Annotated in this window: 24 protein-coding genes and 4 pseudogenes; 19 read left to right on the top strand and 9 right to left on the bottom strand. The window is 40.0% G+C overall.

The window, feature by feature from the left end:
* The first annotated feature begins 37 nt into the window (after positions 1 to 37).
* Positions 38 to 752: pseudogene (locus MKP09_RS22815) on the top strand (sensor histidine kinase).
* Between the two features lie 40 nt (positions 753 to 792).
* Here MKP09_RS22815 and rlmN read toward each other — a convergent pair.
* Complete coding sequence (gene rlmN, locus MKP09_RS22805; RefSeq protein WP_240832796.1) at positions 793 to 1,761, bottom strand: dual-specificity RNA methyltransferase RlmN; 969 nt, start codon at positions 1,759 to 1,761, stop codon at positions 793 to 795.
* A gap of 328 nt (positions 1,762 to 2,089) precedes the next feature.
* Here rlmN and MKP09_RS28465 point away from each other — a divergent pair.
* From MKP09_RS28465 to MKP09_RS22775, 6 genes and pseudogenes are all read left to right on the top strand, one after another.
* A pseudogene (locus tag MKP09_RS28465) lies at positions 2,090 to 2,544 on the top strand (low molecular weight protein-tyrosine-phosphatase).
* 73 nt (positions 2,545 to 2,617) lie between these two features.
* Positions 2,618 to 3,346 carry a histidine--tRNA ligase gene (locus tag MKP09_RS26945; RefSeq protein WP_262915583.1) on the top strand — a complete coding sequence of 243 codons (729 nt, stop codon included), beginning with the start codon at positions 2,618 to 2,620 and terminating at the stop codon, positions 3,344 to 3,346.
* A 20-nt stretch (positions 3,347 to 3,366) separates the two neighbouring features.
* On the top strand, positions 3,367 to 3,648 hold the full coding sequence (locus MKP09_RS26940) for an ATP phosphoribosyltransferase regulatory subunit (RefSeq protein WP_262915582.1): 282 nt from the start codon (positions 3,367 to 3,369) through the stop codon (positions 3,646 to 3,648).
* On the top strand, positions 3,609 to 3,989 hold the full coding sequence (locus MKP09_RS22785) for a His/Gly/Thr/Pro-type tRNA ligase C-terminal domain-containing protein (protein WP_240832790.1): 381 nt from the start codon (positions 3,609 to 3,611) through the stop codon (positions 3,987 to 3,989). The genes MKP09_RS26940 and MKP09_RS22785 overlap by 40 nt, the downstream gene beginning before the upstream one ends.
* A 429-nt stretch (positions 3,990 to 4,418) precedes the next feature.
* Positions 4,419 to 4,991 carry an RNA polymerase sigma factor gene (locus MKP09_RS22780; protein WP_240832788.1) on the top strand — a complete coding sequence of 191 codons (573 nt, stop codon included), beginning with the start codon at positions 4,419 to 4,421 and terminating at the stop codon, positions 4,989 to 4,991.
* 10 nt (positions 4,992 to 5,001) lie between these two features.
* Positions 5,002 to 5,325 (top strand): hypothetical protein, encoded by a 324-nt coding sequence (locus tag MKP09_RS22775; RefSeq protein ID WP_240832786.1) that lies wholly within the window; start codon positions 5,002 to 5,004, stop codon positions 5,323 to 5,325.
* Between the two features lie 83 nt (positions 5,326 to 5,408).
* On the opposite strand, the gene rpiA is transcribed toward MKP09_RS22775, so the two are convergent.
* From rpiA to MKP09_RS28460, 4 genes are all read right to left on the bottom strand, one after another.
* Complete coding sequence (gene rpiA, locus MKP09_RS22770; protein ID WP_240832784.1) at positions 5,409 to 5,903, bottom strand: ribose-5-phosphate isomerase RpiA; 495 nt, start codon at positions 5,901 to 5,903, stop codon at positions 5,409 to 5,411.
* Complete coding sequence (locus MKP09_RS22765; protein ID WP_240832782.1) at positions 5,843 to 6,076, bottom strand: hypothetical protein; 234 nt, start codon at positions 6,074 to 6,076, stop codon at positions 5,843 to 5,845. The genes rpiA and MKP09_RS22765 overlap by 61 nt, the downstream gene beginning before the upstream one ends.
* Positions 6,077 to 6,185: 109 nt before the next feature.
* Positions 6,186 to 6,665 carry an RNA methyltransferase gene (locus tag MKP09_RS22760; protein WP_240832780.1) on the bottom strand — a complete coding sequence of 160 codons (480 nt, stop codon included), beginning with the start codon at positions 6,663 to 6,665 and terminating at the stop codon, positions 6,186 to 6,188.
* Between the two features lie 62 nt (positions 6,666 to 6,727).
* On the bottom strand, positions 6,728 to 6,841 hold the full coding sequence (locus MKP09_RS28460) for a hypothetical protein (protein WP_490355060.1): 114 nt from the start codon (positions 6,839 to 6,841) through the stop codon (positions 6,728 to 6,730).
* A 95-nt stretch (positions 6,842 to 6,936) separates the two neighbouring features.
* Between MKP09_RS28460 and MKP09_RS22755 the strand changes: the two genes are divergently transcribed.
* The 3 genes from MKP09_RS22755 to MKP09_RS22745 are packed head-to-tail and all read left to right on the top strand — an operon-like array spanning position 6,937 to position 9,304.
* Positions 6,937 to 7,611 (top strand): POTRA domain-containing protein, encoded by a 675-nt coding sequence (locus MKP09_RS22755; RefSeq protein ID WP_240832778.1) that lies wholly within the window; start codon positions 6,937 to 6,939, stop codon positions 7,609 to 7,611.
* On the top strand, positions 7,596 to 8,501 hold the full coding sequence (locus MKP09_RS22750) for a BamA/TamA family outer membrane protein (protein WP_240832776.1): 906 nt from the start codon (positions 7,596 to 7,598) through the stop codon (positions 8,499 to 8,501). The genes MKP09_RS22755 and MKP09_RS22750 overlap by 16 nt, the downstream gene beginning before the upstream one ends.
* Entirely contained in the window at positions 8,498 to 9,304 is an 807-nt protein-coding gene (locus MKP09_RS22745) for a BamA/TamA family outer membrane protein (protein WP_240832773.1), read from the top strand. The genes MKP09_RS22750 and MKP09_RS22745 overlap by 4 nt, the downstream gene beginning before the upstream one ends.
* A gap of 122 nt (positions 9,305 to 9,426) precedes the next feature.
* On the opposite strand, the gene MKP09_RS22740 is transcribed toward MKP09_RS22745, so the two are convergent.
* The gene (locus MKP09_RS22740) at positions 9,427 to 10,185 is read right to left on the bottom strand and encodes an LOG family protein (RefSeq protein WP_240832771.1); all 759 of its coding nucleotides are present in this window, start codon (positions 10,183 to 10,185) and stop codon (positions 9,427 to 9,429) included.
* A gap of 354 nt (positions 10,186 to 10,539) precedes the next feature.
* Between MKP09_RS22740 and MKP09_RS22735 the strand changes: the two genes are divergently transcribed.
* The 4 genes from MKP09_RS22735 to MKP09_RS22720 all read left to right on the top strand — a co-directional run bounded on the left by MKP09_RS22735 (position 10,540) and on the right by MKP09_RS22720 (position 12,254).
* On the top strand, positions 10,540 to 11,142 hold the full coding sequence (locus MKP09_RS22735) for an exodeoxyribonuclease III (RefSeq protein ID WP_240832769.1): 603 nt from the start codon (positions 10,540 to 10,542) through the stop codon (positions 11,140 to 11,142).
* On the top strand, positions 11,142 to 11,462 hold the full coding sequence (locus MKP09_RS22730) for a DUF4286 family protein (RefSeq protein ID WP_240832767.1): 321 nt from the start codon (positions 11,142 to 11,144) through the stop codon (positions 11,460 to 11,462). Before MKP09_RS22735 ends, MKP09_RS22730 begins: the two co-directional genes overlap by 1 nt.
* A 257-nt stretch (positions 11,463 to 11,719) precedes the next feature.
* The gene (locus MKP09_RS22725) at positions 11,720 to 12,025 is read left to right on the top strand and encodes an HU family DNA-binding protein (RefSeq protein ID WP_449587080.1); all 306 of its coding nucleotides are present in this window, start codon (positions 11,720 to 11,722) and stop codon (positions 12,023 to 12,025) included.
* A 100-nt stretch (positions 12,026 to 12,125) separates the two neighbouring features.
* Positions 12,126 to 12,254 (top strand): 30S ribosomal protein THX, encoded by a 129-nt coding sequence (locus tag MKP09_RS22720; protein WP_240832763.1) that lies wholly within the window; start codon positions 12,126 to 12,128, stop codon positions 12,252 to 12,254.
* A gap of 54 nt (positions 12,255 to 12,308) precedes the next feature.
* Here MKP09_RS22720 and MKP09_RS22715 read toward each other — a convergent pair whose 3' ends face one another.
* The 3 genes and pseudogenes from MKP09_RS22715 to pyrH form a co-directional block, all read right to left on the bottom strand.
* The gene (locus MKP09_RS22715; protein WP_240832761.1) at positions 12,309 to 12,641 is read right to left on the bottom strand and encodes a DUF6686 family protein; all 333 of its coding nucleotides are present in this window, start codon (positions 12,639 to 12,641) and stop codon (positions 12,309 to 12,311) included.
* Between the two features lie 179 nt (positions 12,642 to 12,820).
* Positions 12,821 to 13,326, bottom strand: a pseudogene (gene pdxH, locus MKP09_RS22710) (pyridoxamine 5'-phosphate oxidase).
* Positions 13,327 to 13,513: 187 nt separating this feature from the next.
* Complete coding sequence (pyrH, locus tag MKP09_RS22700; protein ID WP_240832757.1) at positions 13,514 to 14,224, bottom strand: UMP kinase; 711 nt, start codon at positions 14,222 to 14,224, stop codon at positions 13,514 to 13,516.
* Between the two features lie 363 nt (positions 14,225 to 14,587).
* On the opposite strand from pyrH, the pseudogene MKP09_RS22695 reads away from it, so the two are divergent.
* From MKP09_RS22695 to MKP09_RS22675, 5 genes and pseudogenes are all read left to right on the top strand, one after another.
* Positions 14,588 to 15,573, top strand: a pseudogene (locus MKP09_RS22695) (aldo/keto reductase).
* Between the two features lie 128 nt (positions 15,574 to 15,701).
* Complete coding sequence (locus tag MKP09_RS22690) at positions 15,702 to 16,568, top strand: carbohydrate kinase family protein (protein ID WP_240832755.1); 867 nt, start codon at positions 15,702 to 15,704, stop codon at positions 16,566 to 16,568.
* Positions 16,569 to 16,640: 72 nt separating this feature from the next.
* The gene (locus tag MKP09_RS22685; protein ID WP_240832753.1) at positions 16,641 to 16,925 is read left to right on the top strand and encodes a hypothetical protein; all 285 of its coding nucleotides are present in this window, start codon (positions 16,641 to 16,643) and stop codon (positions 16,923 to 16,925) included.
* 154 nt (positions 16,926 to 17,079) lie between these two features.
* Positions 17,080 to 17,313, top strand: a complete 234-nt coding sequence (locus MKP09_RS22680; RefSeq protein WP_240832751.1) for a hypothetical protein — start codon at positions 17,080 to 17,082, stop codon at positions 17,311 to 17,313.
* The gene (locus MKP09_RS22675; protein ID WP_240832749.1) at positions 17,292 to 17,885 is read left to right on the top strand and encodes a sugar phosphate isomerase/epimerase family protein; all 594 of its coding nucleotides are present in this window, start codon (positions 17,292 to 17,294) and stop codon (positions 17,883 to 17,885) included. The genes MKP09_RS22680 and MKP09_RS22675 overlap by 22 nt, the downstream gene beginning before the upstream one ends.
* The last annotated feature ends 26 nt before the right edge of the window (positions 17,886 to 17,911 follow it).

The following is a 17,911-nucleotide window of genomic DNA, read 5'->3' as shown; positions in this document are numbered from 1 at the left end:
AGATGTGGAAGCCTGGGCGCAGGAAAACCAAAAGCAGATGGATCAGCTAAGAGCTAACGAGCAATTTAGAAGAGAGTTTTTGCAGAACCTGTCGCATGAATTTAAAACACCCATTTTTACCATCCAAAGCTATGTGGACACTTTGCTGCAAGATGAGCCGGATGATCCGTTGCTCCGCAGAAAATTCCTTGAAAAAACATCCAGAAATGTAGAAAGGCTCACAGCATTATTAAGCGATCTTGATGAAATATCAAGCCTCGAACGCGGTGAACTGGTACTTGTAAAAACCAACTTTATTATTCAGGATTTGCTGAAAGATACTTTTGAAAGCATCTCTATAAAAGCCGAGCCTAAAAACATCAGCTTCAGTATCAAAAAAGGTTACGAAGCTTCCATTGGTGTAAATGCTGATAAAGAAAAAGTGCGGCAGGTAATATTGAATCTTTTTGAAAACGCGATCAAATATGGTAAAAGCAACGGCACTATAAAAGCCGGTATTTATCGTACAGATGACAAAAGAATTTTAATTGAGATAAGCGACGATGGCGTAGGCATTGCAGAAAAAATCTCCCCGCATTTTTGAGCGTTTTTACAGAACTGACGTTGGGCGTAGTATGGATGCAACCGGCAGCGGACTTGGCCTCGCCATTTCTAAGCACATTATAGAAGCTCACGGCCAAACCATACATATAAGAAGTACACAAGATGTGGGAACCACAGTTGGATTTACACTAAGAGCTAAGAAGGATTGACTATAAAATGAAAAATGTTGAATTTAAAATTTAAAATTCTTCATTTTATATTTAATATTCTACACCCTTTATTCGCCAATTGTCCGCAAGCGGCATCAATATCTTTACCGCGGCTGCGGCGCAGGCGCACATTCACTTTGTTCTTCTCAAGATGTTTCATAAACGCTTCTACTTTTTCTTCAGAAGGTTTAGTGAATTTGGCAAATTCGATGGGATTATATTCAATCAAATTGATCAGATCGGCAGGCACCTGGCGATACACTTTGATCAGATCATCAGCATCTTCTATGCTATCATTAAAATTATTAAACAAAATATACTCCAGCGTAATTTCGTTCTTGGTTTGTTTATAAAAGTAATTCAAGGCTTCCACCAGCGACTTAATGTTATTACTATCGTTGATGGGCATGATTTCGTGCCGTTTCCTATCCGTTGCCGCATGCAGCGATAAAGCCAATTTAAACCTTACTTTATCATCGCCCAATTGTTTAATTTGTTTAGCAACACCAGCCGTTGAAACCGTTATCCGGCGCGGGCTCATGCCCAATCCTTCAGGCGAAGTAATTCTTTCAATCGCTCTCAACACGTTCTTATAATTCAACAGCGGCTCACCCATGCCCATAAACACAATATTAGTCAGTTTCTTATCATACACTTCCAGCGACTGCTGATTGATCAGCGCCACTTCATCAAATATTTCATCAAAATTCAAGTTGCGCTTTCTTTCAATATAACCTGTAGCGCAAAACTTACAACTCAGGCTACAGCCAATTTGCGAACTTACACAAGCTGTTTTTCGTTCTTCAGTAGGTATCAAAACACCTTCGGTTAAATGTCCTTCCGTTGTTCTAAACCTTGTTTTTAATGTGCCGTCTTCAGAGTGTTGCGTAGTATCCACAGAAATCGAAGGAAATGAAAAATTGCTGCTCAGCTTTTCGCGCAAATCCTTGCTAATGTTTGTCATGTCATCAAAACGCTGCACCGGTTTCAGCCAAAGCCAGTCATACACTTGCTTTGTCCTGAATTTTTTTCACCAATAGACAAAAATTTTTCCAGCTGATCCAATGTCAGATCCCTGATGTTCTGTTTTCCTGAAGCCATTTTGCAAAGATACCTTCTCCATTTCGGATTTCAGATGTATGATTTCAGATTTTATGGTACCAGCTGTAGAATATATGGCATCGGGATTGCGACGCTCCATTCAACTGTAGCATATAAATGAGCAGACCATAGTCTATCGCCGTCGCTATGTGAAGCATCCTCGCTTCACATTTCCATGTTGTCGCCTCTTGGCGACTCATCAATCTTAAATCTCAAATGAACTTATCTTTGCGCCCATGAAAATTTTGATGGTATGTTTGGGAAATATCTGCCGCAGCCCGTTGGCTGAAGGTATTTTGCAGCATAAGGTAAAAGAGGCCGGTTTGAAATGGCAAATAGATAGTGCGGGAACTAATGGTTACCACATAGGCGAGGCGCCTCATCAACTTTCACAAAAAGTTGCAAAAGCGAAGGGTTGGATATCAGCAAGCAGTGCTCGCGCCGGTTTATTGCGGCAGATTTTGACAAGTATGATAAAATCTACGCCATGGCGGATGATGTAATCGACGAAATGAAATGGATCGCCAAAGACAGGTATGATGATGCTAAAGTGGATTTATTAATGAATGAATTATATCCCGGAAAAAATATGGACGTGCCAGACCCCTGGTATGGCCCTGAACCAGGCTACCATGATGTATATGAAATGATTGATAAAGCCTGCGAAGCGATAGTTAGTAAGTATAAATAAGATGACAGTTCACCGTTGACAGTTCACAATAAAATCTGTCAACTGTCATCTCTCAACCGTCAACTCCAAAAAAATGAAACCAACAATACCACAAGGAACCCGTGATTTTGGCGCAGATACCGTGCGTAAGCGCCAGTTTATTTTCGATACAATAAGATCTGTTTTTGAACTATATGGCTTTCACCCACTGGAAACGCCGGCAATGGAAAACCTGGAAACGCTGATGGGAAAGTATGGCGAAGAAGGTGATAAACTCATTTTCAAAATATTGAACAACGGCCTCGATAACGAAGCAAAACTGGAAAAAACAAAAGCAGGATTTGATAAAATTATTGAAGGCAAAAGCAGTAAAGATATTACCGAACGTGCGCTGCGTTACGACCTCACGATTCCTTTTGCGCGTTACGTAGCCATGAATCATCAGCAATTGCCGATGCCTTTTAAACGCTACCAAATGCAGCCCGTGTGGCGCGCCGATCGCCCGCAAAAAGGACGTTACCGCGAGTTTTATCAATGTGATGCAGATGTTGTTGGTAGTAAATCATTACTGAACGAGTTGGAGCTTATTAATATTTACGCCACCGTTTTTCAAAAGCTGAATATTGATATTGAGTTAAGAATTAACAACCGCAAAGTGCTGGCGGCTTTGGCTGATGTTTGCGGCGGTGCGGAAAAATTGATAGATATTACCATTGCCATTGATAAGCTGGATAAAATAGGTATTGAAAAAGTAAAGGAAGAATTATTAAGCCGCGGATTGAATGAGGAACAGAAAAAACCATCGAATCATTTCTTTCCATAACCGGAAGCAACGAAGAAAAATTGCAGCAACTCAAAAACATTTTTGCCAGCAACGAAACAGGCTTAAAAGGAATTGAAGAACTGCAATACCTTACAACAAACGGTCATCCGTCAACTGTCAACTCTCAACTATACATCGATCTCACACTCGCCCGCGGACTCAACTATTACACCGGAACTATTTTAGAAATAAAAGCAAAAAATGTACAAATAGGCAGCATTGGCGGTGGCGGCGCTATGATGATCTTACGGGTTTATTTGGTGTGCCTAATATTCCGGGCGTTGGTATTTCTTTTGGTGTAGATAGAATTTATGATGTGATGAGCGAGCTGGATCTTTTTCCAAAAGAAGTTGCGGCTGGTACTAAGCTTTTATTCTTCAATTTGGGCGAAGCAGAAGCCGCCAAAGCGTTGGAGTTGGCCGGGGAATTGCGCTCGAATAATATTGCCTGCGAAGTATATCACGAAAACAGCAAATTCGACAAACAATTCAAATACGCTGAAAAGAAAGCAATTCCTTATGTGGCTATTTTAGGTAGTAAAGAATTGGAACAGGGTGTTGTAAATATTAAAAACCTTGGAACCGGAGAGCAGGAACAGGTAAGTTTTCTGAACCTGGTTAAACCGGGATTTAAAGGATTATAAGAATTTGGAAGATTATTCAAACGCTTTGTCGTCGTTCCGACCGAGCGACTGAAAGTCGCGAGTGGAGGAATCTTCAATTATGCTTTTTTCGTTTAAGATTGCTCGGCTTTACTGCGTTACGCTCGCAACAACGAGTGTGTATGCTTTCGTCATTCCGACCGAAGTTTTGCATCAAGCAAAACGAGTGGAGGAATCTCCTGCACAACAAGAAGATTGCTCGGCTTCAGTGCGTTACGCTCGCAATGACGTGTAGGGTGTGTCGTCGTTCCGCCAGTTTTCGTTTATATAGGCTGCCACAAATTCCACAATTGAACAGTGCGACGCAACACCGATGCCACCTATTCTACTGCTGATTCCATAAAAAACACCTCAAAGTATCCCGTTAAAAATTTTTAAAGTAATTTCCTCCATCGTTCGTTTACTAATTCAATGGCGGACGGAATTGCAATAATGGCTGATGACAAGAAGCAAAATATTGTTGACACTGTAACAAGTTACAGTAAGCGGCTTTTTGGTTTCATTCGTGGCAAAGTGAATACTGATGCGGATGCAGAAGATATTTTGCAAGACGTTTGGTATCAATTTGCCAATACCTCTGCCACGCAAACTATTGAAGAAGTGAGCGGATGGCTTTTCGCAGTAGCCCGCAATAAAATAACCGACCGCTACCGGAAAAAGAAGCCCGACCTGATTGATGATTATCAATATGAAGGGGAAGATGGTGAGTTTCATTTTAAAGATATTCTGCTCGCTATAAATGATAATCCAGAACTGGAAGATTTTAAAGAATTATTTTGGGAATCGTTATTTGATGCGCTGGAAGAATTGCCGGTAGCACAACGTGAAGCTTTTATTTTAAACGAGCTGGAAGATATGACGCTGCAGGAAATTGCAGATAAAAGTGGCGAAAGCATTAAAACAGTCATCAGCCGCAAACGCTACGCAGTACAGCATTTGCGCAAGCGCCTCCAGTTTTTGTACAATGAATTAAGTAATTTTTAAAAATATTTTTATGAACAGAAGAAAGTGCGGACGTCCGCCAAAATTTGTGATTGCATTTTGTATAATCGCCGCAGTGTTTTTATTCAGCGCTATTGTGATGTTGCTTTGGAATGCAACGCTTCCGGACGTAATGCCGGTAGGCAAACTAAGCTATTGGCAGGCGATGGGTATTTTGATTTTAAGTAAGATTTTATTTAGTGGGCTTGGCGGGCCGAAAGGCCGCGGCAGGTTCAGATCGGCTCAAGACCTGCGCGATAAATTTCGCAGCATGAGCGATGAAGAAAGAGCTCGTTTAAAACAAGAGTGGAAGGAAAGATGTAGAGCGAGGTTTTAAAAGCCTCTCCCCAACCCTCTCCGGAGGAGAGGGAGTTAGACTTAAAACAGGTCGTATTCGTAGTGTTCTTTGTGTGAAAAAAGCTATTTTGTAAACGTAATTGTTTCTCCATTCTTCACCATAATCACTTTATGAGCCAGCCCGATAAATAATCCGTGTTCCACTACACCAACTATCTGATTAAGCTGTTCATCAAGCGCCGCCGGATTTTCGATCAGCCCAAAATCAGCATCAATAATAATATTTCCCTGATCGGTAATATATTCTTTACCATCTTTTATTCTTACAAGTCCGATGCCGCCAATTGCCTGTAACTTCCTCATTACATAAGCTCTTGCAAAAGGAATCACTTCAACAGGAACTTTAAACTTTCCCAGTTCATGCACCAGCTTTGAACTGTCGGTAACAATAATTTGTTTTTGAGTGAGCGATGCTACGATCTTTTCCCGCAGTAACGCACCGCCGCCGCCTTTGATCAATTCAAGGTTTTGTGTGAATTCATCAGCGCCATCAATCGTTATATCAATCGAGTCGATTGTATTAATATCAACCATTGGTATGCCCAATTCCACAGACATTTGCCGGGTTTGTTCAGACGTGGGTACAGTTTGAAGTTGCATGCCTTTTTTACCATTTCACCAACGGCATGTATAGCGTAATACGCTGTAGAACCAGTTCCCAGGCCAATGGTCATGCCATCCTTAATTTCTTTCACTGCTTCCAGCGCGGCTATTTTCTTTTCGTTATCCATAATTTATTTCCTAAAAACCTCAAAGATTATGATTTGATTATTGTTCATCCAAATTATTCACTATTCATCATTCACTATTCATCATTCACTATTGACTATTTCTTATTCACTATTTCAAATGTGAAAGAATAATACCTGCGGCAACAGCGGCATTTAAAGATTCAGCGGCACCAAATTTTTCAATTGTTATTTTTTGTGTGATGCGGCTCATTACATGCTCCCTGATACCTTTTGATTCATTACCAATCACAATAACACCTTTTTCTAATCCTGTTATTTTTTTCAGAGGAGTACCGTTTAAAGCGGCACCGTAGAACATGGTAGTTTTTTGTTCACCCATCCAGCTGTCAAGGTCAGTATAATATATTGAAACCCTGAAAATACTTCCCATTGAGGCCTGTACAACTTTAGCATTATACACATCAGCACAATCCCTGCTACAAATAATTTGATCGATACCAAACCAATCGGCAATGCGAATAATGGTTCCTAAATTTCCGGGGTCTTGTATGCCATCAAGCGCTAAGCTTAATGCATTTTCATTGTGTTGGAGCTTTTCAAACGATGGAATTTGAACAATAGCTAACACCTGATTAGGCGTTTTTTGCTGAGATATTTTGGCAAGTTCAAAATCTGAAACTGCTATTATGCTTACACTTTCATATTTTTTTCATGTTGCGCTACCCAATCGTCCAATCCATATATCTTCTTAATTTTCAAATATTGCGACGCCAGCGCTTCCTCAACTATTTTAGGGCCTTCTATTATATAAACGCCTTCTTCATCCCTAAATTTTTTTGGCTTAAACTTTGAATATATTTGACCTCAGATTTAGTAAGCATCCTATTAAGATAATTCAATTGCAGAAACAACTCCCATCATACAAAAATAAACATCTTCTGTTCTTACCGCTTATAATGGTGTTTGTTTTTTCATCGTGTACACTTTTTACCATTGTAAGAAATGAGCCTAAAGGCAGGCCTTATATTTTCGAAACTAAAATCAATGTAAAAGAAAAAGAGGTCAGGAAAGACGAAAAAGCAAGGCTTGAAGGCGGTTTATCTGAACAGCTTGATGATAGCATTGCTGCGAGAAAGTTAGATAAGGTTTTTTGGGAAGTATTAAAAAACCCTCAACCGCTTGATACAGCGCTTATAAATAAATCAGTGGAATATATGAATAATTACCTGGCAGCAGAAGGTTATTTTCATGATTCTATCGACTATACAACACAGGTCAAAAAAGTAGGCGATCAACAGCGGGCATTTATCAATTTCAATGTGTGGCCCGGAGAAGTTACGCGCATCGATTCACTTTCCTATACCTTTCAGAATGATAGCTTGCAACATTTGGCAGACAGTAATTTAAGCGATGCCGTACTTCATAAAGGAGACCCATTTGCGCAAGCCGCAATTTCCGCAGAACTCGACCGTCTGGTAGAAGTCTACCGCAACAACGGTTACCTGCTTTTTCCCGCAATAATTTATATGGGCTTTGGGACACGCTTGATTTTGATTTATTGGAACCAACCTTAGATCCGTTGGAGCAATTAGATCAACTACAAAAACTGCAACAAAGAAAAGAAAACCCCACCGCTGATTTAGATTTGCGCCAGAAGAATATCGATGATTCAATCAGCCTCCAAAAATTCTATGTTGGTAACGTTACCGTTTATCCCGACACCAGAATGGATACAACGAACCGGAAAGAATTATCTACCACTATTCGCAATATCACCGTAATTCAACATGCTAACAAATTCAAGCCTAAACTTTTCCCCCAATATATATACCTGAACCGCGGAGAATTATATAGGCAAAGCAGGTATATGCGAACTCTCAACCGATTTAATAATTTAGGAACCTGGCGCCTGGTTGATATATCACAAATACCCAGAGAAAAGTCTGACACGGTCGATTTTATAATGCGTTTAACGCCTGCTCCAAAATATAATTTTACTACAAATTTTGAGGGAAGTTTTAGCCAAAGCATTATTAGCGGAAACTTTGTGGGACTTGGCATGAATGTCGGTTTGCAAAACAGGAATTTTTTGCGAAACGCTAATCTACTCAATACTAATGTGCGATATGGTGTAGAGTTAGGCGGAATTAATTCAGGAGAGTTTATACAAACTCAACAACTCAGCCTCAGCAATTCGCTTATCTTTCCACGTTATGTATTTCCTGGCATGAAGAATTTCAAGGAGTCTTTCCGTGGAAACATACAATCCATTTTAAGCCTCAATGCTGCCAATACCGAGAGGAGATACCTTTTCAACCTTACAAGTTTCAATACTTCCTGGGGTTACGAATTTGTATGGCGTGCTAAAGAATATGCGCTTACTAACCGAACTTTTAATTTGGGAGTTAAAATCCCGAACATTGAATATTCTTATATCAAAAAAGAGATAGCCTGCTTACATTGATAGATAATAATCCATCCATTCAGAATCTTTTTTCCGACGGTTTGATTACTTCCGTGATCACCAATTTTTCTATGCCGTGGAATAGTCCAAACAAAAGAAGTGTCAATGTAATAAGGATGAACTTTGAATCTTCCGGACTTCTTACCGGTTTAGTACGTAACAGCTTTATTGACGAGCAGCTTTATCGTTTTATAAAATTAGATGCAGAATATGCCAAGCTGATCAAACTAAGCAGTAAAACAGGTTTGGTACTTAGGGGATTTGGTGGTGTTGGATATGAGTTTGATGCAACAGCCAATCCGTTAAAGCGGTCGCAATTACCCTTCTTTAAACAATATTATAGCGGAGGACCCAATAGTATGCGCGCCTGGCAATTACGCAGGCTGGGGCCGGGATCTGCTATCAAAGACTTTGAAGGCTCAGGTAGTGTACCTGATAGATTTGGTGATGTACAGCTTGAAGCTAATATTGAATATAGAATGCCACTTTTTAGTATCGGAAGCCTGCCTATTAATGGAGCAATATTTACAGATGTCGGAAATGTTTGGTTTCTTAAAAAGGATGCAGGCAATCCAGAAGAACGATTTAATTTATCACGGCTGGGCACCGATCTTGCTATTGGCTCGGGAGCCGGTGTCAGAGCCGACTTTGGCTTTTTTGTAATAAGGCTGGATTACGCCTACAAAGTGAAAGACCCAAGTCCTGACATTAATAACGCTGCTTATCAAAATAAATTCTTTGCATACCCATTTTTTAAAGGCAGCCAATTACAGGTAGGTATTGGTTATCCTTTTATATTCTAAATAGAGTTATGTTAAAGTAAAACCTGTCGTGTCGGTTGTCACCCTGAGCCTGCCGAAGGGTCGTCGAAGCGGGCTTCGGCAAGCTCAGCCTGACAGTCCTATTATGCTTAAGCCACAATAGTTTATTTCTTTTCAAAAAACCAGGGCATACGCCTGCGTCTTTTTATTTTATAATTTGTTGTGATGTATTTGCTGATATGATCCATTGCTTCATCAATATCGTCTGTAAGCAGCACCAGGTCTAAATCTTCCGGCGATATAGTGCCTTTTTCAGCCATGTCTTCAATGGCTACCATAAGGTCTGCATAAAACTCCTTTCCAAAAATTACAATAGGAAATTGAGTGATCGTTTTGGTTTGTATTAACGTTAGTGTTTCAAAAAACTCGTCCATTGTACCAAAACCACCCGGCATGATTATGAAAGCATAACTATATTTAATTAGAAGCGTTTTCCTGATAAAGAAATGATCAAACGTTACAGCTTTGGTAAGGTATTTATTATAATGTTGCTCAAATGGTAATCTGATATTACAACCCACCGATTTTCCACCTGCTTCAAAAGCGCCGCGGTTAGCGGCTTCCATAATACCCGGGCCGCCGCCCGTCATGGTTGTAAAACCCGTACCAGCAATGCGTTTGCCAAACTCCATTGCTTTTTGATAATAAATATGATCATCCTTAAACCTTGCAGATCCAAACACGGTTACGCAAGGGCCCACAAAATGCAGGTTTCTTAATCCTTTAAAAAACTCCCAAACCACTTTAAATAAAAACACGAACTCATACCCCCTGCTCTTAGGGCCTTCAAGGTACACATGTTCTTTAGCTGGTATGATAGGTTCAGCAATCTTTTTAGCTTTTTTCTTTTTTTCTTCTTGCATACTTTTTTATTTACCCAACAGCAGAATATAGGGCATCTTCGTTGCCACGCTCGTTTTATCATTCCGAATATATGGCATCAAAATTATAAGTCGCTCCAATAAATTCGATCGCTCAGCGAATATATAAATTTAAAAACGATAACAAATCAACATCCTATTTTTGTTGCTCATACTCAATTTAAACGACCATGCGAATAATCAGCTATAACGTAAACGGCATACGCGCCGCCATAAAAAAGGTTTTTTAGACTGGCTTAAAACCGACCCCGCCGATATCATTTGTGTACAGGAAACCAAAGCAGAAAAAGAGAATGTAGACTGCGCAGCTATCAATGATTTAGGTTATCATGACTATTGGTTTTCCGCCCAAAAAAAGGATATAGTGGCGTTGCTGTTTTTACCAAAACAAAACCCGATAATGTTGTTTATGGAACAGGTCATCAGGTAAGTGACGATGAGGGCCGCGTTATTCAGTTAGACTTTGGCGATCTACGATTGATCAATGCTTACTTTCCTTCGGGTACCAGTGGCGACTTGCGACAAGCCTTCAAATACATGTGGCTGGATGAATTCTTTATTTACCTGAATGAATTAAAAAAGAAACACCAAAAGCTGGTGATTTGCGGTGATTATAATATTGCGCATAAAGAAATAGACATTCATGATCCGAAAGGAAATAAAAAATCATCCGGTTTCTTACCAGAAGAAAGAGCCTGGATGGATAAGTTTGTTACAGACGGATACAATGATACCTTTCGTATCATTCATCCGGAAGCTGCTCACAGGTATAGCTGGTGGAGCCAGCGTTTCCCGACTGTGCGGCTCAATAATAAAGGTTGGCGTATTGACTATATTACTGTTACCGATCCATTGAAGAACAAGGTGGCTGATGCCGAAATATATCCCGATGTAAAACACAGCGACCACTGCCCTATTTATCTTAAACTTGAGTTATAATGGAACAACAAACATTTTTGATCTACAACGTCACCAATAAAGTTTCCAATAACATCCATGAAGACTGGTTAAAATGGATGCGCGACTACCATATTCCAGCCGTGTTGGCAACAGGTTGCTATTTTAAAGCAGTTATATTAAGGCTAAAAGGCGTAGATGATGAGGAAGGACCAACCTATGCGATCCAGTATCATGCGGCAAGTGAAGCTCAATATGAACGCTATTTGGCCAACTTTTCAACAAGCCTGCGTAAGGAAACAATTGATAAATGGGGCAACCAATTCATCGCTTTTAGAACCATTATGGAGGTTGTGAATTGAATGTGCAAAACATTTTTTTATAGCTTGTAGTTTCCAAAAAAATGCTATATTACTCTAAAAGCCTTTACTGTCCTGCATTTCAGAAAAAAACGCTGAAATCCTTTACAGTAAAGAATTTCAGCGAATTAACGTTCTAAAATTCGTAGTCCGCAAAATCTTGAAATTTTCGCAAACGCTTACCACATCAGCGTTTTAGAAGATTTGTAAAACATAGATTATAACAAAATATTTTGTTAGTATGAAGGAAAACCTTCTAAATTTGTTTTCGAAATAAACTCATTAAAAATTTAACTATGAACAAAGCAGAATTAATTGAAAAGCTTGCCAAAGATGCCGGTATTACTAAAACACAGGCTAACGCTACTTTAGACTCTTTTGTAGAAGCTGTAACTAAAACTTTGAAAAAAGGCGACAAAGTAACTTTGGTTGGCTTTGGTACTTTTTCTGTTACTAAAAGGGCTGCGCGCAATGGCCGTAACCCACAAACAGGTGCTGTTATTAAAATTAAAGCGAAAAAAGTTGCCAAATTTAAAGCGGGCAAAGAGCTTTCTTCTAAAATCTAACAGTAAGAAATCAGATTTAATAATGCCCTGCAGCACTTGTGGGGCATTTTTGTGTCCGATATCCCCATTTTTTCTGTACTTTTGCATAAATTTTTTAATTATGGGAAGAGGCGATAAAAAAACCGCAAAGGGAAAACGTTTTAAAGGGTCTTTTGGCAAAAGCCGCCCTGCAATTTCTCCTGAGGTAAAGAAAAAATTAGCAGCCAAGAAAGAAGAAGCAGCTAAATAATTTGATACTTTAGGGCAAAAATTATATAACAGGAGCTTTCAGGTTCCTGTTTTTTTATCCCTCTTTAAAAAGGCATAGCAATTCCTGAGCCTTTATTTCATTATCTGCGGCCTCTAATGTTTTCTGAAGACGGCTCAGTTCAGAAGGGGTAAGTATTAAATGTACATCCTGTGAAGGTGTAGCAATCATAATGATTTTAGAATCATGATTCACATTTGAATAAGATTGCGCTGCTTTGTAATTTACTTGTTTGCAAAAAACATAGAAATCGGCTTCGCTAAGCGTTAGCATTGTAGAGACGAAAGCCACCTGGTAATGGCCGCACTGTTTGCAGCGTACTACATAACCGTCTTCTCCATAATAAAGGGATTGAAAATCACAGGCCATAAAAAATAAATTTTACAGCAAAAATTGGATTTACTGAAAACTATTTTATGCCGGATCGGGAAAAAGTTTTTACGAAATCGGGAAAAAGTCGAGAAGACCGAAAGTTGGAAAGTCCACAAGTCTGTGAATTTCGTCCTGTCTTCCCGACTTGCGGACTTACTGACTCTCCGACTTCTCCCTCACGGCTCCAGCCTTTCAATCTTCCAATTTTCATCCGCCTGTAAAGTATAACGGAGTCTGTCGTGCAACCGGTTAGGACGTCCCTGCCAAAATTCAATTGTTATAGGCTTTACAAGATAACCACCCCAATAATCTGGTTTTTCTATTTTTAAGCCCTCACTTGTTTGGGTCTGTATTGTTTTTACTTTTGTTTCGAGGTTATCCCGACTTTGTATAACCCTGCTTTGATTGGATGCAATGGCGCCAATCTGGCTTCCTAAGGGACGCGAGAAAAAATAGGCCTCGCTTTCTTCCTTAGTTATTTTTGAAACAGCCCCATTTATCCGCACTTGTCTTTCTAACTCTTTCCAAAAAACACTAAGCACGCTTTGGGGTTTTGCGACAACTCCTGGCCTTTACGACTGTCGTAGTTTGTGAAAAAGGTAAAGCCTGATTTGGAAAAATCTTTTAGCAAAACAATTCTTGCATCAGGCGTTCCATCAGCAAAAGCCGTTGCCAGCGTCATGGCATTCACTTCAGTCAATTCGGCTTTTAATGCTTCACTCCACCAAAGTTCAAACTGATTAATAGCATTGGACAATGCTTCAGTTTCAAGTAAATTTTTCTGTGAATATTGAGTTCGTATATCGGATATTGAACTTTGCTTGCTCATTATTCATTATTCATTATTCATAGTAATTATCCATGAACTATTAACTAATCAGCGTTCCTACATCTTCACCCAATGCTACCCTTGCCAGATTTCCTTGTTTGTTCATATCAAAAACTATAATCGGTAAGTGATTTTCCATACAAAGTGTAAAGGCTGTCATGTCCATAATGCGCAGGTTGTTGGTAAGGCACTCTTGATAGGAAACCGTTTTATAGCGTGTTGCTGTTTTGTCCTTTTCGGGATCGGCAGTGTACACACCATCTACGCGGGTGCCTTTTAAAATCACATCGGCTTGTATTTCTATAGCACGTAAAGAACCAGCTGTATCTGTAGTGAAATAAGGGTTTCCGGTGCCTGCGCCAAAAATCACCACGCGTTCTTTTTCTAAATGCCTGATAGCGCGGCGGCGGATATATGGTTCTGCAATTTGCTCCATATTGATGGCGCTTTGCAAGCGTGTGAATATTCCAGCTTTTTCCAATCCGGCCTGTAAAGCCATTCCGTTGATTACGGTAGCCAACATGCCCATATAATCTCCATGAGCGCGTTCTATACCGGTTTGCGCTTCGTTCATGCCGCGATAAATATTCCCGCCTCCAATTACAATGGCCACTTGCACGCCTAAATCAACAACAGTCTTAATTTCGCTGGCATATTGGGTAATTACATCCGCGTCCATACCAAAATTCTTATTCCCCATCAATGACTCACCCGAAAGTTTTAACAAAATCCTTTTGTATTTAGGCTGCATTCTGTTTATTTTATGGTTAATTGTTACAATTGTGTGGCGAAGATAGGGAACAGTTGAAAAGTTTACAGGTTTATAAGTTGAAAAGTTTACCAGGTCTGACCGTCTCCGTCTGACTAAAAATGGTAAAGATAGAAGAGGACTCAAAAGTTGATATATAATGGTTTGAAGTTTGATGGTTTAAAGTTTAATCTTGTTGAAAGGCATGTGTTTCCTTATCTACCGTTCAACTTGTTAACTTATCAGCTTATTAATTGTAATAATCGTTTATGTAGGTTGAGTTATAATCGGGACGATAAAACGAGCGTGGCAATAGCGATCCTATTTGTTCAATTGCCAGGACAATAAAAAAATATAATACAAATTATGAAAAGAAAATTAGGTGATAGTAATGTAGCGATAACACCGATCACAATGGGCGCATGGGCTATTGGTGGCTTTATGTGGGGCGGAAATGAAGAGAAGGATTCCATTGAAGCGATTCAGGCGTACATCGACAATGGCGTAACATCGATTGATACCGCGCCGATTTATGGCTTTGGATACAGTGAAGAGCTGGTGGGCAAAGCCATAAAAAATACGATAGAAGCAGGGTTCAGATACTTACTAAGTTTGGAATGGTTTGGGATATGGAAAAAGGTGACTTTGCTTTTGATGGGAAAGACAATGCTGGAAACCCTAAAAAAGTTTACAGGTATGGCGGATACGAAACAGCGTTAAGAGATGTAGAAGCCAGTTTAAAAAGATTGCAAACAGATTATATCGACCTGATACAATTGCATTGGCCTGATACAACAACACCGATTGACGAAACAATGCGTGCCATGGAAAAAATGTTGCAAGACGGAAAAGTAAAAGCCATTGGCGTATGCAATTATAACGCGGCACAACTGAAAGAAGCGGAACAAACCGCGAAGCTGCAAAGCAACCAGGTGCCTTACAGTATGTTGAAGCGCGATATTGAAACCGAAACGGTGCCTTATGCGCTGGAAAATAATTTATCCATCATTGCTTACAGTCCAATGGAGCGTGGATTGCTGACGGGTAAGTATGAAAACATGTCGGCACTGGCGGCAGACGATCATCGCAATCAATATTTCAAAAAATTTGATTTTGAAAAAGTAAAAAAGCTGACCGATAACTTGTCCGACTTAGCTCAAAAATATGACGCAACAACCGCACAGTTAGTATTGGCCTGGACCTTTCATCAGCCTGCTGTGGCGGCGGCATTGGCCGGAGCGCGTAATGCACAGCAGGCTGATGAAAACTCGAAAGCGATGCATATAAAGATTAGTGAGGATGATTTAAAGTTAATTGATTTGGAAAGTCAGAAAGTCGGGAAGACGGTATAAGTCAGGAAGTCCGCATAAGTCCGGAAGACGGGAAGTCTGTGTAGGTCGGAAAGATTTAGCAAAGTATTTTTAATAACTTTCGGTCTTTCTGACCTCCCGACTTTCGGTCTTCTCTAAAAACAAAAACTATGAATACGATTTGCTTTGGTGAAATACTTTGGGATGTGTTGCCGAATGAAAAAGTTCCGGGTGGTGCGCCCATGAATGTCTGTTATCATTTAAACCGATTAGGACAAAGCGCAGCTATTATTTCTAAGATAGGGAATGATGAAAATGGAAGCGACCTGATGAAATTTTTAGACAGCAGCCAAGTAAACACAAAGCTTGTTCAGGTTGATGAAGAACATCAGACGGGCATTGTTATAGCCACGCAAAAAGGCAACGAAATGGAATATGATATTGTTCAGCCGGTTGCCTGGGACTTTATTGACAGCCCGAAAGCCTTACTGGACGAGGTTTCGCGAGCAGACTATTTTGTTTGCGGCAGTCTTGCAGCGCGCCATGGGCATTCCAGAAAAAGTCTGTATGCCCTGCTTGAAGCTGCTAAAACAAAAGTGGTGGATATTAATTTACGCCCACCGCATTATGAACGCTCCACCCTAGAATATTTATTACAACAAGCCGATATTTTAAAGTTGAACAATCATGAGTTGGCGATGATATCGGCATCGTACAGCACAGAAAATGATTTTGCAAAACAGGTGCAGTTACTAAGTGAGAAGTTTGCCATTTCAACTATCATCGTTACGAAAGGAGAAGCAGGTGCAGCATTATTATTCCAAAATAAATTTTATTATCACGATGGATTTAAGGTAAAGGTTGCAGATACCATTGGCAGCGGAGATGCTTTCCTGGCTGGCTTTTTATCAAAACATATTCATAATGAAAGTCCGGAAACCGCTTTGGAGTTTGCCTGCAAAATAGGTGCATTTGTTGCTTCGCAAAAAGGGGCATGCCCCAAATATGAGATAGAGCAGGTTGAAAAAGCCCCCTAACCCCCGCAGGGGGAATTGGCAAGCTCTTGAAAATTGATCATTTTCCTGATAATCCAAAAAATCCTACAAATCATGGTTCAGGCTTTTAAACAATCTTTACAAGAAAACAAACCGCCCGAAACATTATCAGAATTACAAACAGGCTTGTGGCATGCCGCAAAAGGCAATTGGGTCGCGGCTCACAACATAGCACAGGCGCATGAAGGCGAAAAAGAATTTGATCATTTGCATGCGTATCTTCATCGCGTGGAAGGCGACGAATGGAATGCCAATTATTGGTATCGGCGAGCCGGAGTGGCAATGCCCAATCATTCTTATGATGAAGAGATAGAATCCCTCCTAACTTCATACCTCTAAAAATAAAACTCAAAATGTCAAAAAATAGTAACGATTGTTCCCGCCGCTCTTTTTTAGCAAAAATGTCTTTCGCATCTGCAGGTTTCATTCTTGCAAATCCAAATGGCTGGACAAAAAACTTTATTCAAAAAAGCCAAATTCAAAATTTGCCGGCGTGCAGATCGGCGCGATCACTTATTCATTTCGTAGTATGCCTGGAGGCATTGAGCAAATCTTAAAATATATTGTAAACAGCGGTGTGAGTGCAGTTGAGCTGATGGGAGATGCGGTAGAAACATACGCAGGGAAACCTGCTAAAGCCGACAAAAATCAATTGGCTGAATGGCGCGCATCAGTTGGTATGGATAAATTCCGCGAAGTAAAAAAATGTTCGATAAAGCCGGAGTAAGTATTTATGCATTTAAACAACCGGATGCGCTTACCATGAAAAGCACGGATGCTGAAATCGATTATGTAATGAAAGCAGCAAAAACACTCGGCGCAAAATCTGTTACATTAGAGTTACCAAAAGACGCTGAACACACTAAACGCCTGGGCCAATTCGCTTCCAAACATAAAATATACGTAGGCTACCACACGCACACGCAAGCTACAGATACCAGTTGGGATGTGGCTTTGAGGCAATCTCCATACAACTCTATCAACCTTGATTGCGGACATTATATTGCTGCAGGCGGTGCTAATACAAAAGAATCTCTACTTGCGTTGATCGAAGCAAAACACAACAGGATCACTTCTTTTCATATGAAAGACCGCAAAACAAAAGAAAATGGCGGCGATAATATACCTTGGGGAGAAGGTGATACGCCTATTAAAGAAATCCTGCTTCTTTTAAAGAAAAAGAAATATGATATCCCTGTATCTGTCGAATTGGAATATAAGATCCCGGAAGGATCGGACGCAGTAAAAGAAGTAAGCAAATGTGTTGCTTATGCAAAACAAATACTAATTACAAAATAAGACTAAAATAAAAAGCGCTCCATTAC

The organism is Paraniabella ginsengisoli, assembly GCF_022513635.1.
Taxonomy (GTDB): domain Bacteria; phylum Bacteroidota; class Bacteroidia; order Chitinophagales; family Chitinophagaceae; genus Niabella; species Niabella ginsengisoli.
Note: the sequence above shows the minus strand (reverse complement) of the source record. Positions and strands in the feature narration are given on the sequence as shown.

What these genes read in the sequence shown, in the direction of transcription:
- MKP09_RS22780 (WP_240832788.1), top strand. Translation starts at nt 4,419, where the DNA reads ATGGCGGACGGAATTGCAATAATGGCTGATGACAAGAAGCAAAATATT.
- MKP09_RS22775 (WP_240832786.1), top strand. Translation starts at nt 5,002, where the DNA reads ATGAACAGAAGAAAGTGCGGACGTCCGCCAAAATTTGTGATTGCATTT.
- rpiA (WP_240832784.1), bottom strand. Translation starts at nt 5,903, where the DNA reads ATGTCTGTGGAATTGGGCATACCAATGGTTGATATTAATACAATCGAC.
- MKP09_RS22675 (WP_240832749.1), top strand. Translation starts at nt 17,292, where the DNA reads ATGTTCGATAAAGCCGGAGTAAGTATTTATGCATTTAAACAACCGGAT.
- MKP09_RS22740 (WP_240832771.1), bottom strand. Translation starts at nt 10,185, where the DNA reads ATGCAAGAAGAAAAAAAGAAAAAAGCTAAAAAGATTGCTGAACCTATC.
- MKP09_RS22690 (WP_240832755.1), top strand. Translation starts at nt 15,702, where the DNA reads ATGAATACGATTTGCTTTGGTGAAATACTTTGGGATGTGTTGCCGAAT.
- MKP09_RS26945 (WP_262915583.1), top strand. Translation starts at nt 2,618, where the DNA reads ATGAAACCAACAATACCACAAGGAACCCGTGATTTTGGCGCAGATACC.
- MKP09_RS22720 (WP_240832763.1), top strand. Translation starts at nt 12,126, where the DNA reads ATGGGAAGAGGCGATAAAAAAACCGCAAAGGGAAAACGTTTTAAAGGG.
- MKP09_RS22685 (WP_240832753.1), top strand. Translation starts at nt 16,641, where the DNA reads ATGGTTCAGGCTTTTAAACAATCTTTACAAGAAAACAAACCGCCCGAA.
- pyrH (WP_240832757.1), bottom strand. Translation starts at nt 14,224, where the DNA reads ATGCAGCCTAAATACAAAAGGATTTTGTTAAAACTTTCGGGTGAGTCA.
- MKP09_RS22730 (WP_240832767.1), top strand. Translation starts at nt 11,142, where the DNA reads ATGGAACAACAAACATTTTTGATCTACAACGTCACCAATAAAGTTTCC.
- MKP09_RS22715 (WP_240832761.1), bottom strand. Translation starts at nt 12,641, where the DNA reads ATGGCCTGTGATTTTCAATCCCTTTATTATGGAGAAGACGGTTATGTA.
- MKP09_RS22765 (WP_240832782.1), bottom strand. Translation starts at nt 6,076, where the DNA reads ATGGATAACGAAAAGAAAATAGCCGCGCTGGAAGCAGTGAAAGAAATT.